The sequence below is a fragment of the Rhizobium sp. S96 genome (assembly GCF_030382195.1).
GTDB lineage: Bacteria > Pseudomonadota > Alphaproteobacteria > Rhizobiales > Rhizobiaceae > Rhizobium.
This window is the reverse complement of sequence record NZ_JAUDRY010000009.1, coordinates 228,385-244,686: the sequence shown is the minus strand read 5'-3', so window position 1 is coordinate 244,686 and position 16,302 is coordinate 228,385. Positions and strand designations below refer to the sequence as shown.

4 protein-coding genes and 1 pseudogene are annotated in these 16,302 nt (G+C 57.9%); 2 read left to right on the top strand and 3 right to left on the bottom strand.

Annotated features, from left to right (window positions below):
• Positions 1 to 146: 146 nt before the first annotated feature.
• Positions 147 to 1,850, bottom strand: a complete 1,704-nt coding sequence (locus QTL94_RS12130) for a nuclease-related domain-containing DEAD/DEAH box helicase (RefSeq protein WP_289801715.1) — start codon at positions 1,848 to 1,850, stop codon at positions 147 to 149.
• Entirely contained in the window at positions 1,850 to 6,868 is a 5,019-nt protein-coding gene (locus QTL94_RS12125; protein ID WP_289801714.1) for a protein NO VEIN domain-containing protein, read from the bottom strand. The genes QTL94_RS12130 and QTL94_RS12125 overlap by 1 nt, the downstream gene beginning before the upstream one ends.
• 573 nt (positions 6,869 to 7,441) lie before the next feature.
• Between QTL94_RS12125 and QTL94_RS12120 the strand changes: the two genes are divergently transcribed.
• Positions 7,442 to 10,237 carry a UvrD-helicase domain-containing protein gene (locus QTL94_RS12120; protein WP_289801713.1) on the top strand — a complete coding sequence of 932 codons (2,796 nt, stop codon included), beginning with the start codon at positions 7,442 to 7,444 and terminating at the stop codon, positions 10,235 to 10,237.
• A gap of 339 nt (positions 10,238 to 10,576) precedes the next feature.
• On the opposite strand, the pseudogene QTL94_RS12115 reads toward QTL94_RS12120, so the two are convergent.
• Positions 10,577 to 10,822 (bottom strand): annotated as a pseudogene (locus QTL94_RS12115) (glutathione-dependent formaldehyde dehydrogenase); the annotation flags it as partial.
• Positions 10,823 to 11,923: 1,101 nt separating this feature from the next.
• On the opposite strand from QTL94_RS12115, the gene QTL94_RS12110 reads away from it, so the two are divergent.
• A complete protein-coding gene (locus tag QTL94_RS12110; RefSeq protein WP_289801712.1) occupies positions 11,924 to 15,781 on the top strand; it encodes an SIR2 family protein in 3,858 nt (1,285 codons plus the stop codon).
• Positions 15,782 to 16,302 lie beyond the last annotated feature (521 nt).

Below are 16,302 nucleotides of genomic sequence, written 5' to 3'. Positions count from 1 at the left end.
CAGTGCTGCATTGACGTTTCAGTAGCGGACCACCGGAACCGAACGGCGAAGTGCTGATGAAGATTTCCTCTGGCAGCCGGCTACGCAAGGGCGGCTACGTGGTTCTGAAGAGCGAGGTGTGGATTGCCAGGGAGACGCGGGCTCATTTAACCAATTATGCGGTCGCACGCTTCGCGTGTTCCGCAGACAAACAAGACGGACTTCGGTCGCGACATGCCTACGTAGAGCGTCTCGCGGTCCCGGTCGACATCGCAGTCTTCGAACGCCCAGAGAATGACTACTGCGCGCTCCAGGCCCTTAAATCGGGCCACGGAGTCGACAGTAATACAACCCGGCCCAAAGTCCTCCACTCGCCCCAGCTTTACAACTGCGGGCATTGGCATCCTCTGGAGCGCACGTTCGCGCGCTGAACGGTCGCTTGTTTCACAGAGGAGAATCGCAATCTCGTGAGGAGCCACCCCTTCCTCGACCACCAGCTTCGTCACCAACGATCCGATGCACCTAGCCTGCTTCTCCATGTCGGACGCAAGGAGGCGCTCGACGTTGACGCCTACGATCTCGGGCGGCTCCACTGCTGTTCCCCGATAGTGGTTATAGGCAACCGCGTGGATCGCATCGGTATTGCGGCAGTTGCGATCGAGTACCATCGGCTCTCCCGGAACAGGGATGTTCGATGACCTACGATAGATGTCCTGATTTTCGTCCAGGAACACATAGAGCATCGCCTCGTCGGGCCGGGTCAGCAGCATTTCGATCGGCAACCAGTACTCGTCGCCGAAATCCTGGCCCTCATCCACGATGATTGCATCATAGATTGGGCCAAGTACGTCGACCGCCAAGGCCAGCGCCAGAGGCATATGTTGGTCGAATTGGTGACCGCGGGGTAGGCCTACGCGAGCCTCAGACAGAAGGTCTCTACCAGATCGCGCCTTCACTTTGTCAATCCAGCGGTGACAGACCTGATGAAAGGTCGCCACATCGAGCCCTTCGATGCCGGCGCACTGCTCCCGAAGATGATCCGCAAGACCGCGATTATAGCACAGCAGGAGGGTGCGCATTCCCTCGGATGCGAGGCGAGCCGCCTTTTCGCGGGCGATCAGGGTCTTGCCCGTCCCGGCCCCTCCGGCGATCATTACTCTGCGCTGTCGCCTCAGCATATCTAAAACCCCAGCTTGTCGTTTGGTCAGAGCCAGCCGAGCGTCATCCTCGTTAGAAATTCGAGCCGAAAGAAGCGGTCGGGTTGACGCAGTGCGCGCAAAGAGCGCGATGACTGCCTCCACTCCACGCACTCCGATCTGGTGGCTGGCTCCTCCCTCGCCGCTCCAATAGACGTACGCTCGTTCTACCCATGCATTCAGATTAGACAGGTCGCTCCGATCGCCGATGATCTCAGTCGGCGCGTCAGGACCCCTCAGCCTGCCTCCGTCGCCAACATCAGGCACGAAGACGGCATAACCGATATTGAAGCGCCCGAGGGCCAGCTTCTTCCAGGCGGGATTCTCCCTCAGCTTCTCCAGCAGCGCGAATTTTCCACGTCGTGCCTGCTCGAAAGGGTTTTTGATCTCGTGAGTGACGTCGTTCCCGTCGATCGAGACCCAATTCTTGGCACGATAGTCGAGCGCGACGCGACCTCCTTTCACTTCGATGACTAGCAGTCCCCACGCGGGATGGGCAATTAGAATGTCGCTCTCACCCTCGCGCGGCCCTCCACCACCTGGCCGCGATATCCACGCAACAGAGTGGAAGACCGCATAATCCGGCCCAAGCTGCTCAGAGAGGGCTCGAAAAACGACGAGTTCTGCATTGGAGTCGGAAACCGCATGCTGCGGGTCTGGGAAACATCTAGCCATCAATCGAGGATCTTGAGCAAGGCGTTGAAAGGAATGCCGCGTCGCCCTTCGATCGCGCCGAAATCGACGACAACGAATGGAATGGCGCCACGCGACTTGATCTCGACGATTACGCCCTCCCGCCAAATTTGATGCTCGACTTTCAATCCTACTTTCAGATGGAACTCACGCGATGAAGCCCTCTCTTCCGACGCCTGTCGCCAGTGATGATCAAACCAGTATTCTTCAACCTTACCGAATGGATTGGCGATTGCCGTGACCCGCTGCCGCTCCAGGTCGCGAGCATGCTCGACGACGTAAATCCAGAATTCGCCAGGATGCTCGCGGGCCATCGAGAACTGGACATGGCTAAGTTTTATGCCACGTTCCGCCCATTCGTCATCAAGACCTTTCACCTCGATCAGGCGGCGATCCCCACTGGGCGACCGCGATACGATGTCGAACCCAGGATTAAAATGCGGCTGCCTCTCCGGTTCCCAGCCGCGGTTTTGCTCATAGCTCAGTACCGCCTTCATGGATGCGGAATCGATTAGGTTTGACAGTTCATCCGAGACGGATGTCGCCCCGTCGTCACCATTTCCGCGGCTGCCACTGCGCGACACGTAAGAGAGCATCCGTGAGCGCCGCACCTGACGCTCCGCCGTAACATCACGACGCCGATTATCGTCACCTTTGAAGGCGCTACCGAATCCCTGGTTCCCACGATTCGACGTCGCGTCGCCACCATGGGCATTCGGGCGGCCGACTTTCTCGGTCACTTGCCCGGGTTCGTCCGGGTCGGCTCCGAACGCGCCGCGTCTGGACGCGGATTCATAGACGTCGGCGTCTGGATCGACACCACTGAGCGGATCATCTTCTCCATCTGGCGTACGCAGTGCATCGGTGGCACCTTCGTCCCTGCTAGATCGCTCATCCGATGTGGAAGCTCCTCGTGTGTGGGAGAAGCCCGTTCCTTTTTTGGCTTCATCTGCGAGTCCACTTTTCGCTCTAAGGCCTAGAGTTTGGTTCTCGGCAGCGCCTTGGTCCCCTGCCACAGGATCATCTTCACGAGCTTCCGGACGAGAGAAAAATTCTTGGGAGGAGGCGTCAACATCCTTAGAACCCGCAGACTCATCATCCTTTGTTTCGCCATTGCCTGGCACGGCTTCCGGTCCGTCCTTGAGTTCACGCCCTACCTCGATGAGGACGTCCATGTCATCCGGCACCTTGAAGCCCGAAGCGATAAGCGCCTGCTCGGCTTCAGCGCGATCCACATCCGACATTATGAACGCCGCAGTTATGCATAGCGGCGGCACATCCGTGGCAGGACAGAAACGCTCGACCATGGAGAAGAGGACGCGAAACGCCGCAGCCCAGTCCACCCGACCCGTCGTGCTTCGGAGATGAAGCAGCCCCGTTTCCTGGTCCAGATACGCTGGTGAAGATGTCGCCGGGGATCGAACCGGGGGATCGACCGCATCAATCTCCGCCTGCACCAAAAGCTGGGTGGAAAGGCGTATTTCTATTCCCGAGAGGATTTCGAACAACGCCTGTCGGCTCGCGCGATTCGGCGCCAGCCAGAGGAGCAGGTCCGCTCGTGACTGTAGTAGTGAAGTTGCTTCGGGCGCCAGTCGTCCGTCAGGTTCTGCAGCCATTCGAAACTGGGCGATGTCGGTTAGAGCCGGCACATCCAGGCGCTTCAGAAACCTAGATGAGACCGATCGGCTCACATCCGGCAGTCGGATTAGGCGTTCATTAAGCACGGAACCGAACGATGCAGCCATGTGCTCCGAGTCCAACCAGATAGCCACTCCGGTCCAGATCGCCCCGCCATCGACGTTGAGGAACATGTGCTCATCAATGAGCATGTCGACAGCGTCTGATGCACCTACATCATCACGCTCGAGCGCCTCCGCGAGGAAGGCAATACAGCGGCCATGGATTACGGTATCGGTCGCTGACGGGTTGGGATTGGCTGCGATCTGCAACGCGAGAGCGGCAAAGTGGTGCGGTTCCGGGGAATCAACGACGCCGAGCCGACGATACAGTTGTTCGCGCTGTCGCATCCGGGAGCTCGCAGTATGCCAGTGCCCTCCGAACTCCGGAGGGTTCCAGAACACCTCTCCGGCGCTGATGAATCCGACCTCGGAGAAGTGGATGAACTCTGTCCCCCTAAGACGATCGATACACGACACGTTGTCTCCGCGCTCCAGCCGTTCGTTTAGCATCTGATACGTCAGGTCGTTCACTGCCGAGCCTGTGCTCATGCAATACTCGAGATGTGCCACGATCTTTTCGGTCGGCGGCTCCGCTGGCATCTCGATCAAGTCCAGGAACTCGAGCACCAGTGCGTTCGTCTGACGCAACGCGGTCATTTCGACTACCGGGACCTGAGATAAGAAGCCAGGAGCGCGACCTGCCCGGTAGACTCCACGTGGGGAGTATCTGAGCCCCTCACTACGCTCCGCGCCGATGATAGCCGAAAGAAACGTCACATCTTTGAGTCTTTTCAGGATGCTCCGATCCCGGTCGTTAAAGAGTGTCCAACGATCCAATATATGTCGGATAATGGGGGTAGTTCCGGCGACAATGGCGTCGATCCCGCTACCCGTCTCCGCGATTGCTTCGATTCGATCGACGATATGCCCGGCTGCAACAGTGAAAGGCATACCGAGCCGATCGAAGAGATCGCGCGACTTCGCCAGCACCTCCACTGGAATCCACGCTTCTTCGACCCAACGCTCAAGGTCGGCTCCCAAGATGCTCTCGAGAGCCGGCGACCAGATGTAGACTTCGGCGGGGCGAGCGAAAGTACCGGCACGGGTTCGGACGAAGGCAATCTTGGTCAACATCCCAAGCGTTCCGTCGTCATCGAGTTGTGACCGATGATTGACGATCTCGGTGATCAATGCGCCATACTGCTGAGCAGTCAGCCCAGTTTCGATGATCTCTTCAAGGTGCTCCGACACATAGTCGCGGAAGTTTAATACATCCACCTCCAGCACGCTTTGCGCAAACTCCCGCATGGCGGGCACGAAGAGCCTACTTTCGACGAGCTGGAAATGACCGATGGGGTCGCGAAAGTCCCCTGGCAGTTGCCCTCGCGAGGGACTGACGAACCCGGTTCCAGTCCTCAGAATCGGAACATCTGCGAGAACGCTAGCTACGGTGCCGGTCTTCCGGTCAGTGGGGAAGGATGTGAGCAGGGAATAGAAGCGTCGCACATCGGCATCTGTCAGTCCGATCGCAGCTTCGGCAGCGGCTTCGTCGCCGACGGCTGTGGCCAAGTCTGAGGCCAAATCATCGAGGAGGTATTCGGACACGAGTTCAGCTAGACGGGGCACCTCAAGTACCTGAGGATGCACAATCCGCCTGGTTGGGATCACCTTGCGCAGGATGTCTCGCGGCGCTCCCGACGGCAGCCTTCGCGCCTCATTTGGGCTGATCGGAGCGCCATCGTCGTCCATGATGAAGCATATGGCTTTCAATTTTGGAAGGACAGTGACGAGAGCATTCCGCTCGGACGGCGCCTCTATCATTACACTGATCGCAGACCAGAGCCTTCGAAGCGGTTCGCCTCCGCCACCCGTTGCGTCGTCACTACGGGCCTCTAGCGCTGCAACTATGCTGGACAGACGAAGCTGATGGGCCCCGATGCTTGCCATCACGCTCCAATGACGGCGTAGTTCAGTGTGGATCAGCGCAAGTCCCAGATCAGTGACCGCGGCCTGATCAACCGCTGTCATGGCCTCTGGCGGCAAAAAGGTCTCGTTTGGAACGCGCCATTCGCCGGAAGTCGTCCAGATGGAAGGTGCTTTAGCAGCCACCTGCGCGAAACAGTCCCAGAACGACTTAAATGCTGGCTCTGCCCTGCGCTGGAACGCGCTCTCGGCCAGCGCCCAAAGCCGCACCGGCCCGACCAGGTCACGGATGCGGACGAAGTTCTCTGAGAGCGCTGCGGCGGCCGTCTCGACGAGTGCTTCGTTCCAATACCTTTCGTGCTGCTCGCCTTCGAGAACAATCGCCTGCCGACTTGCATGTGGAAAGAAGTCGGCATTCACATGTATCGGCATCCGGGTGGGCTGACGCGTCGGCAGATATGCGTAGAGTAAACCCTCGACCTCTGAGTGGACAGGTATCGCCACTTTGACCGTTAGCGAACGCTCTAACCGAGTCAGAACCTCAAAGCGCTCGAACAGCTTCTTGTCCGCCACGACATCGTGTGCCTCCCGGGACAAAAGGAGCCAGCGTTGGCTAACATCGTGGGGCAAGAATCGGAGAACTAGCTCCTCGCCAGAGCGGTCGATGTCGACGGAGACCACAAGGTCACCATTGCGGCGCAACTCAACGTGCTCGACATGACGCAAAAAGAGGAGGCTGTCCTTTAAAACGAGGTCGATCTCCGCGACAACCTTGTCGGCAACATCGTCAGGTGTGGGTGATGCGTTGAGTCCCTCGCGAACCTCAGATTCAGACGAAGCCCACGGCAGGATGAACTGAGTGCCGACCGTCTGTCCGACATCACTCTTCACAACCTCTTGCGTCTGGGGATTGAGGCGCAACTCGACACCGGTAGAGCGGACGATCGGAGTGTCGGTGATCTGATACACGGAAACGAATCCGATGCCAAAGCGCCCGATCTGCTCGGCGGCATGCAGCTTGCTCCTGCTCCCCATTTCCGAGATCGCATGAAAGTTGCATGGTCGTTTGAGGCCCGATGGATCGCCAGACCGTGTCCAGGGACACTCTGCCTCATCGAGACCACAAGTGGTGAACTCCTCATCGTTTTCTACCACGAGCGCATCATCCGTGACGTCGAACAACAGCCTCTTAGAGCCGGCGTCGTCCGCGTTCTGGATAAGCTCCAACGCCATAATGCCGTAGCCCTGCAAACCCTTCAGGGCTTGCTCGATGTTGCCGAGCAGATTCGCCCGATATGGGATAGTTACCGCTGGCGGTTTCGTGCCCGTATGAGTACTTGTGCTATCCTTATAACCTCGTGCTGCATTCCTATGCTCATGTCGATTCTGATCGTGCACGAATATCTCCCCCGACATCGATACAGTCGATGCGAGAGTGCCGACAATGTTTTGTCAAAACACTTATCTTGCAGCGTCCGCAGCATCGCCAACTGATTCTATAGATGAATCGCTTAGGGAAATAATAAAATAACTGGGTCAGTGCATTACTCTTCGACATTCTGAAGCGGGAACGCATACGCCGCCACGTGTCTCGATCAAAGTGCAGAGCCCGCCGCCGGCGCCCGGTGGATTCAGTGAAACCAAAGTGAGAAGGAGTGGGATGCCAACGCTAGGTGTTCTGGCGCTTTTCGGCAGGACAAGGGTCACTCTCAGCCGCGAGGCAAAAAGCGGCGAAAACGCCTACCAGTCCGATCAATAAAGTTTGGTTGAAGTGTCTTTTGGGGCCAATGCTGCTTATGGTTTCCCATCCAGCGATTGGGGCGACATTGTTCGGGAAAGTGAGATCAGTCGGTGCCGTTGCGTCAGCGAATATTGTCCAAGCTACTGACGAACCCTTTTGGGTCCATGCCGTCAGCGCTCGAACTCCAGGGCGATCATCTCCAAATTACCAGACGCGGCCGAACCTCTTCAATGTCCCTCCTCGAGTTGACCGGTGCCCCCTCTTGCACCCCAAATTGGTTCGGGACAACGCTTCGGATACCCATTGTCGGCGGCAGCGACATTGTCCTCCGAGGAACGCCACCCGGTGAAGCGCTTGCGTTCTCGAGCAGACTGAAGGATTCATGGGTCGGGTTCAACATCACGGCTCTCGATGAGATAGCGGACCGTTTTGCCCGCATCTATTGCGAGCTCGACAGCATATTAGCGGCACGGCGTTACCCGGCTGCATGTTTGGTAGAACCCACGCTTAAGGAGGCAACGGCGCTCGACGCAACCGTCCTGTCGAAACTCCAACCGGACGCGATCGGCGCCGAGGCATTCGGTTTGGTCACATCCATCCGGAAATTCGTAGCCGATCCCGGGACCACCAGGAAGGATTCGGCGGAGAAGTTCGTCGCCATCGAGCTGGATCGCTGGAACGATTTCTTCGACACGATTGAAAGCAAACCACTGACACCCGAGCAACGCCTAGCAGTCGTTGTAGACGAGGACGCAACCTTGGTCCTCGCTGGTGCAGGGTCCGGAAAGACGAGCGTGATAACAGCGAAAGCTGCCTATCTCGCGAAATCCGGAAGCCGGAAACCGGAAGAAATCCTGCTGCTTGCTTTTGCGAAGAATGCGGCGGCAGAAATGTCCGAGCGTGTCGAGGCTCGCTCCGGCATCCCCGTTGCAGCGCGGACGTTTCATTCCCTAGCCTATGACATTATCGGTGCGGTCGAGGGATCGAAGCCCGCGCTCGCCGAGCACGCCACGGACGACGTCGCATTTCTGGGCGTGATCAAGGACATTCTCAAGGATCTTGTCCGGAAAAACTCGGACGTCTCCAACGCTGTCATCAAATGGTTTGCCCATTTCCTCGTCGAGCCGAAGACCGAGTGGGACTTCAAGACCAAGCACGAATACTACTCCCACATGGAGAAGCAGGATCTAAGGACGCTCCAGGGCGAGAAGGTGAAGAGCTACGAAGAACTCCAAATCGCGAACTGGCTCTACGAGAACGGGGTGGAATATGAATACGAGCCCCTCTATGAACACAAGGTATCGACTGCCGGGAGGCGCGACTACAGCCCTGACTTCCGCCTCACCGAAAGCGGGATCTATATTGAACATTTCGGCGTCCGCCGGCGGCAGCTAGCCGATGGAACCGAAGAACTTACTACCGCGCCGTTCATTGATCGCGAGGACTACCTCACCGGAATGGAATGGAAGCGCCAAGTCCATGCCACGCACGGGACGACACTGCTCGAGACTTACAGCTACGAACGTCAGGAAGGTAGGCTGTTGGCGGCTTTGGCAGAGAAGTTGGAACCGCACGTCGAGCTGAAACCTCGTCCTGCGGAGGATATCTTCGATCGTGTCATAGATCTGAAGCAGGTCGACAACTTCTCTCAGCTACTCGGTACCTTTCTACGGAAGTTCAAAGGTGGCGGATATAATCTGGCCGAATGCTCAGAGAAATCGAAGCGGTTGAAACTCGGAAGACGTGGCAAGGCCTTCCTCGCCCTGTTTTCTCCGGTTTTCGAGGAGTATCAGACGCGGTTGATCTCTCGCATCGACTTCGAGGACATGATCCTACGGGCCGCCGAGTACGTTGAAACCTACAAGTATCTGAGCCCCTACCGCCACATCCTCGTTGACGAATTTCAGGACATTTCACAAGGCCGCGCCAGGCTGGTGAGGGCGCTGAAGGCCCAGCATAGTGATTGTCGTATTTTCGCCGTCGGGGACGACTGGCAGTCGATCTTCCGTTTCGCCGGCTCCGACATCCATATCATGCGCCATTTCGGCGATATTTTTGGCGGGCGCTTCAATGGTGAGGATGGCGTCCACCGCACCGTGGATCTCGGCCGGACCTTCCGATCCGTGGATCAGATCGCATTTGCCGCCCGAAACTTTATTCTTACAAACCCCGCCCAGATCCAAAAGAAGATCATCCCGGCAGGGAAAGCGACCGAGCCGGCCCTCCGCATCGCGCTGACTGAAAAGAACGATGAGACGGCAAAGCTCCACGAAGCATTGGCCTCCCTATCCGGGAGCGGAGGTGAGGCCCCGAGCGTTCTGCTATTGGGTCGCTATCGCTATCTCGAGCCGAATATGAGCGATCTGCAGCGCAGATTCCCCCGCCTCCGATTCTCGTTCAAAACGATCCACGCATCCAAAGGACTTGAAGCCGATCACGTCATTCTCCTGAACGCGGACAGCGGACGCGGAGGATTCCCATCCGAGACCATAGACGATCCATTGCTGGCCTTGGTGTCGCCCGAGGAGGAAGCGTTCGAGAACGCCGAAGAACGACGTGTCATGTATGTGGCCATGACACGAGCTCGGCGAACCCTCACCATCCTTGCTTCGAACTCACGCCCGTCGTCATTTGTAACAGAGCTTCAGCAGGATTCGGCCTGCGCGATTCTCGCCACGACCACCCGAGAGCAAGAGCCTCAAGTCCATCAATGCGGAGAATGCGGTGGCCGGCTTCTGGGCACTCAAGGCCAGGATAAGCGGATTTGGTATCGATGCGAGCATGTCCGATACTGCAGTAATGTGCTTCCCGCCTGCGCTGCCTGTGGCGTCTCCCTGCCACGCGGCACAAACGCATCGACCGAAAGCAGATGCGCTTGTGGTGCTAGCTATCTCGCATGCCCTGAATGCAAGGATGGGTGGCTCGTCGACCGTTCCGGACGCTATGGCAGATTTCTCGGCTGCGTGAGGTATCCCGAGTGCAGCGGAAAAGGTCCGAAGCCAGCTCGCAAGACAGCGCGGCAGTAAAAAGCGACCTAAGGCGCGCGGACTCCCTCTAACCGTGACTTCCTCGTCTGGCACCCAGCACAGGACCATCTTCAAATGGAATTTTCAGGCGGCATCTTGCCTAGCCGTAACGTAACCGGTTTTCTGCTCCCACTTTGTCGGCCATTGCCCGTAACGATTACCCGTCGCGTTGGTTTACGGATGCGCCACGCCGACCTGCGGCAGAGTCCGAAGCAAGGGCTTAACTCAATCAAAACCGCCTTGCCACTCCCATCTTCAAGTCATGGCGGTCGGCTGTCGCCCGGTAGCATTGGAAGGCGTCCAGCCACTGGACCACGACCCGACGTGCGATGGTTCAACTCAGCCGCTGGGTCGGATCACCACCTTGACGCATCCGTCCGTTTTGTCGCGAAATGTCTTATAGGCATCGGGACCATCTTCCAGTCCGATGCGATGGGTGATCAGGAAGGACGGATCGATTTTGCCTTCGACGATCAGGTTCATAAGCGGTTCCAAGTAGCGCTGCACGTGGGTCTGACCGGTCTTCAAAGTCAGGCTCTTGCCGACGAATGCCCCAAGCGGCGCCGGAACAGCGGGTCCGACGACGACTGCATGGTGGCGGAATGTTTCCTGCCCAATGGGCGCGATCTGGGTGCCGAGCTGGTTCGCAGTGGCTCAGCTCTGGACTGGCCTAAACTCTGGCGGCAAGTATCGGCACTTGGAGCCGGAAGATGCCCGACGCAAGCTATGGCGCGCTCAGGCTCCTCAACGCGGCATGCTTCGAACCCAGGACGATAGTTAGTAATTGCCCTGCGGGGAACATACCGAGGTTTGAGCCGTTCATCCGGCAAGGACTCGCAAGCTAGTCCGAATCCTCAGGCGCCCACCTCTCTCCAATTGCATGCTGCGACGCAGCCTCGACGAGAGAAGCAGGGCTCATGCCCTCAGCCGATTTCAATGTATCCTAGATCGGTCGACCCTGGCGACGTGGCAAGTTTTTTAGGGTGTCGCAACTGAAATCTGGACATCTCCAGAACGTTGTATGTCAGGTCATCGTGATTGCGAACGACGCGGTACCGACCAGCCTCGAGCGGCACGATTACGCCCCACTCCTCGTCAACGAGATAAATCCTGTCGAGCATCCTGCTCTCCCTTACATTGAATCCTGTGAACAAGGCTCGCCCGGATCTATCCGGCGCGCAAGGGCCGGTCGGTCGACCCAGCCCAACGGATTGGCAAATCCCTTCCACAGCCCTCCGGCCGGTCCCGCCCCGAGCGTCGAAGGGTCGTCGAATTCCATTCGAGAATGGATTCGCGAGAGACGACCCAACTCCGGACCAGCGAACAGCGACGCCACTGATCGTTGCAGGGATTTTGAACGGAGGGACACTTCTTGCGGAAAACCCGAGCGTGACGTCTCGAATCCTCTGGCGCCATTCGCCAAGATTGCGCAGGACATTTCCAGGGACTCAGAAGTCCCTTGGAAAGCGCCTCCTTGCAATTCCCTCTGGCGAATTCATCGGTCGCTTCCGCTTCACTCGGAACCACAGATCCTCAGCGCATCCGGCGTTTAGTGGCCGGGATCAAGGACTCGATCCCGGATCACGTCTGGTCAAGATTCAATTCGGTCGCTCTTAACTAACGCCAGACACTCGGCTCGCCAGCTTGCTCCCGATGCAGAAGAGATGACTCACCGAGCGCGATTAAGTGATCATCCTAGAAGTTGTGTCTGTTGCGGTGAACTACCTCGACAAAGGAGACAACCCTTGCTCTATCTTAGGAATGAGATTCACCGCACACGGCCCCTCGATTCCTGACGATCTACTTCTTGCTCACGACAGGGGCGAAGTGGTGTTTTTCTGTGGCGCCGGGGTCTCGCAGGCACGGGCTGGACTTTCAAACTTCCAGCAACTGGCTCGAAAGGTCATGGGACATCTCGGCCCTGCGAAAGAAAGCCCGGCGAGGAAATTGCTCGAGCTCGCCACCACACTGGATCCTATCCAAGGAGTCGGGAGCTTCGTTGCGACGGACAGGGTTTTCTCTCTTCTTGAGCGAGAGTTTGACACGACTGACATCCATGCCGCAGTGGCATCTGCATTGAAGCCTCGGGATGCGGCGGACCTATCAGCTCATGAATTAGTGCTCGATTTGGCCGGCAGGAGGTCGGGTGCGATCCGTCTGGTTACCACCAACTTCGATCGTCTGTTCGAAAGCTGCGATCCGAGTGTGAGATCCATCGGGCCTGCGCATCTTCCTGATCCGCGGCGGGCCGACCTGAATGCGGTGGTCCATCTCCATGGCCGTGTCGATGCAGGGTATCTTGGCTCGGACCACGAAGGATTCGTACTGTCCAGCGGCGAGTTTGGCCGCGCCTATCTTGCCGACGGCTGGGCAGCGAGATTTATCCAGTCCCTGCTCTCGCGTTTCAGCATAGTGTTTCTCGGCTATTCTGCCGACGACCCCCCCGTGCAGTACTTGCTGGAAGCGCTGAAGGGAGCATCCCAGACACGCGGGCGAATGTACGCGTTCCAACCCGGTGAAAGCGCCGTGGCTTCGTCCCTATGGGAGAACAAGGGCGTGCACGCTATGGCCTATGATCCGTCGGACGGACATAAGGCACTATGGTCGACCTTGGAAGCATGGGTGAACCGCATCAACGACGTTGACGGCTGGCACGACAGTGTTCTCAAGAAGGCGGCTCGCGGTCCCGAGGGTCTGCATCCCCACGAACGCGGTCAGGTCGCGCATATCCTCTCGTCCGCGGAAGGCGTCCGCCGCGTGACACAGCTCCCGGACGGCGGCATTCCTGCCTCCTGGCTTCGAGTTATCGATCCAAGCGAGCGCTACGGACAACCCGAAAGGGACTCCGATTCGTCAGATCGACGTCTCGATCCATTCGATCAATTCGGCCTCGATGACGATGCGCCGCCGCCACCGCCTGATCCCCGTGAAGACGAACTCTCCTATATGACGCGACCGCGGGACGTTCCAAAGGAAAGCTGGGGCGGTTTCGATTTATACCCGGGAGACAGCTCGGCTGCGGTCCGGCACTCCGGAATCCTTCATGGACGCAACGCTTCAATGGCGGATCCTCTGCCAAACCGCCTAGATCTACTTGCCATCTGGCTGATGAAGGTGGCGCATCAACCCAGCGCTTTTTCGTGGGCCTTGAAGCAACCGGATCTCCATCCACGGGTAAAAGCGCTCGTACTATGGGCAATCAGGGATGGAGGCGAAAAGTTTTCGGCCGAGATCGCTCGGGGATGGCGTTACCTCTTCAGAACCTGGGACGACCGACGTGAAGATCCTGATCAAACCGCCTTGGCCGTGTCGACCGAGGCGAACGCTTCGGGATGGACCGACGAGATGCTGCGACAGCTTATGCGAACTCGGCGTCCCCGCCTTCGAATAGAAGCACCCCTCGGGATTCGCCCATCCGAGGACGACCGACTCTTCAGCTTAAGAACCGAGTACCCCAGGCCTCATATCGAGGTGGAAATTCCGCCCGAGATGCTCGAGGGCGCCGTCGCGAGGCTCCGTGAAAACCTGGACTATGCGAAATCCCTCGAGGCGGAGGTGCACGGGGGCGATTGGATCTACCTGCCAACGACATACGAGACGGATGGACAGCTTCTGGATCAGCACGCCTACGGACTCGTGGGGCCTGTTCTGGAGATGCAGCGAGAGATGGGCCGCCTAGCCACCGTTGAGCCTGCAGTCGCGCATGCGGAGTTTCTCCGATGGCCGATTGATGATGATGGAATCTTCGCGCGGCTGCGCATTTGGGCGGCCCGGGAGTCGCGGATTACGACGCCGGAGGAGGCAGCGGCGGTACTAGAGGGTCTGTCGGACAAGGCCTTCTGGGGAAGCCTTCATCAGCGCGACCTGCTGATGACCTTGAGCAGCCGATGGAGCGACTTTCCAGAGTCGGCTCGTCTCGCGTTAGAGCGCAAGCTGACTTCCACCAGCTATCCGTATGACACCCCAAGGGGTCCTGAATACAATGACCGGGCACTACTCGGGCGGTTGCGATGGTTTGCCGGTCAAGGCCTACATTTCTCGTTCGACGTCGACGGAATGATCACGGATCTAGCAGCCAGACTTGGAGGCAAGCTGCCGAACGTCGATGACGCTATTGAGGACACTCAGCCCAGGGTGTTCTCAGTCGAGACGAACAATGATCCAGCGGAGCTCGTGAGGCTTTCCATCAGGGAGATCCTCTCCAAAGCTGCGGTCGTGGAAAGGGTTGATTATCGCACGCACGTGCAACACGATCCCTTCTCTGGCCTAGTGGAGCATCGCCCTATCAAGGCTCTTGCCGCACTCTCATATGAGACAAAGAACGGTAGGATTCACGCCGAAGGATGGGGGACCTTCCTTCGTTCGGAAAAACGGGAGCAGGATCCCGCAAGGCTGTTACATCTGATCTGTGCGAGGCTCGCGAACATGACAGACACGGAGCTGGCGCAGGTTGTTCACCCGGTAGCGGATTGGATGAAGCGCCTCGCTCGCCGCCTAACGGCCGAACTGCCACCCCTATTCGACATGCTGTGGCAGAATATGGTGAAAGCTTCAGCCGCAATTCCTGCTTTGGACAGTGAGAGATATTCCGAAAGGAACTGGGCCGACGACGGTCTGAACCGGCCCGTCGGAAAGCTCACTCAAGTCTTGCTTCAAGATCCAAGTCTTTCCGGGAGGCACCGGAACTCTGGACTCGAAACGAGCTGGAAGGCGAAGATGGAAGCCCTCTTGTCCCTCCCCGGTGACTTGCATCGACAGGCGCTTGTATTTGCGTCGTTCCGGTTCGTGTTTTTTTGGCTGATCGACCCCAAATGGGCCGAAGCTATTGTGATGCCCAACATGGAGTCCGAGGGTCCGGACGGAGATGCGTTCTGGGATGGCTTTTTGTGGGCCAGTAAGGTGCCCCCTCCACCGCTGCTTCGAAAGATGAGAAGGTCGATTGTTCGAAGGATCGCGGACGGTTCACGCCGAAAGTCCATCACCGACAGTCTCGCGGACATCGTTCTCTATGCTTGGATCGAATGGTCCGAACGAAAGAATCCTCCCATTTCAAACGCCCAATTTAGAGAGGCCATCGTCGAAGGCGGAGAGCAATTCGGGGTGCAGGTACTATGGAATCTCGGGAGGCGATTGCAAAAGAATGCCGTTTCTCGCGAAAAGGTCATCCTGTTTTTTCGCGAGGTCTGGCCGCTCCAAAAAACCTTGAAGTCGGAAGAGACATCGCGCGCGCTGAGCGCTTTCCTGTTCAAGACCGGCGATCTATTCGCTGAAGTAGCAACACTCATCGCTGGCCGGCTCGTTCCGTGCGAGGATTTCGACACTTATACGGTCTATGCCGAAGAACCAGGCGGAATAATCGAGACGTTCCCGGAAGCTCTTCTCGAGATCCTTCTACGCCTGTTGCCGAGCGACGTTAGCCGCTGGCCACATTACACCGGGGATATCCTCGACCGACTTGTGCGCGCGCCAAGCATTGGCGCCGACGCGCGGCTGATACACCTCAGACGGACCATGGGCCGCCCAGCGATCGCGCCTGAAGTCTGATGCTGAATCAACCATCTGCGGCGGCATTCCACCGCTCTGCGGCTCCGAAAATCAGACGTAGGCAATAAAAGGCTGACATCGTGGGATCGACCGCCCTTTAGATCGGTAGGTGATCAAGCTGCCCCTGCCTGGCGACGTGACCGGAATTACGACTCGCCTTTTGCAAATTGTGCCCTGCCCCGGTGGCGCTGGCGGGACGGAAGCAGGAAGACGCAATCTTCGGGTTCCGCGGCGAGCTCGTCGACGGCGCAGCGCATTGCGCGCCCTGGCCGACGGCATGATGGGGATGCGCTTCATACACGCAGTACTTGCTTCGGGGAAGGAAAACTCTCTGTGGATCAGATCAGGCTCAAAGGATGGCGCGGGAAACCGCATTAAGGTGGCATTCAACTAAAACGATTGCCTCGCCGAGTTTTGACATTTGCCCCTTATGGCTCCTCGAAAGCGTGGCGTGGCATGGCAGACGCCTGGATACCACGGACGGTACGATGACAATGGTCTTGGAGGCATTCGCAAACCAC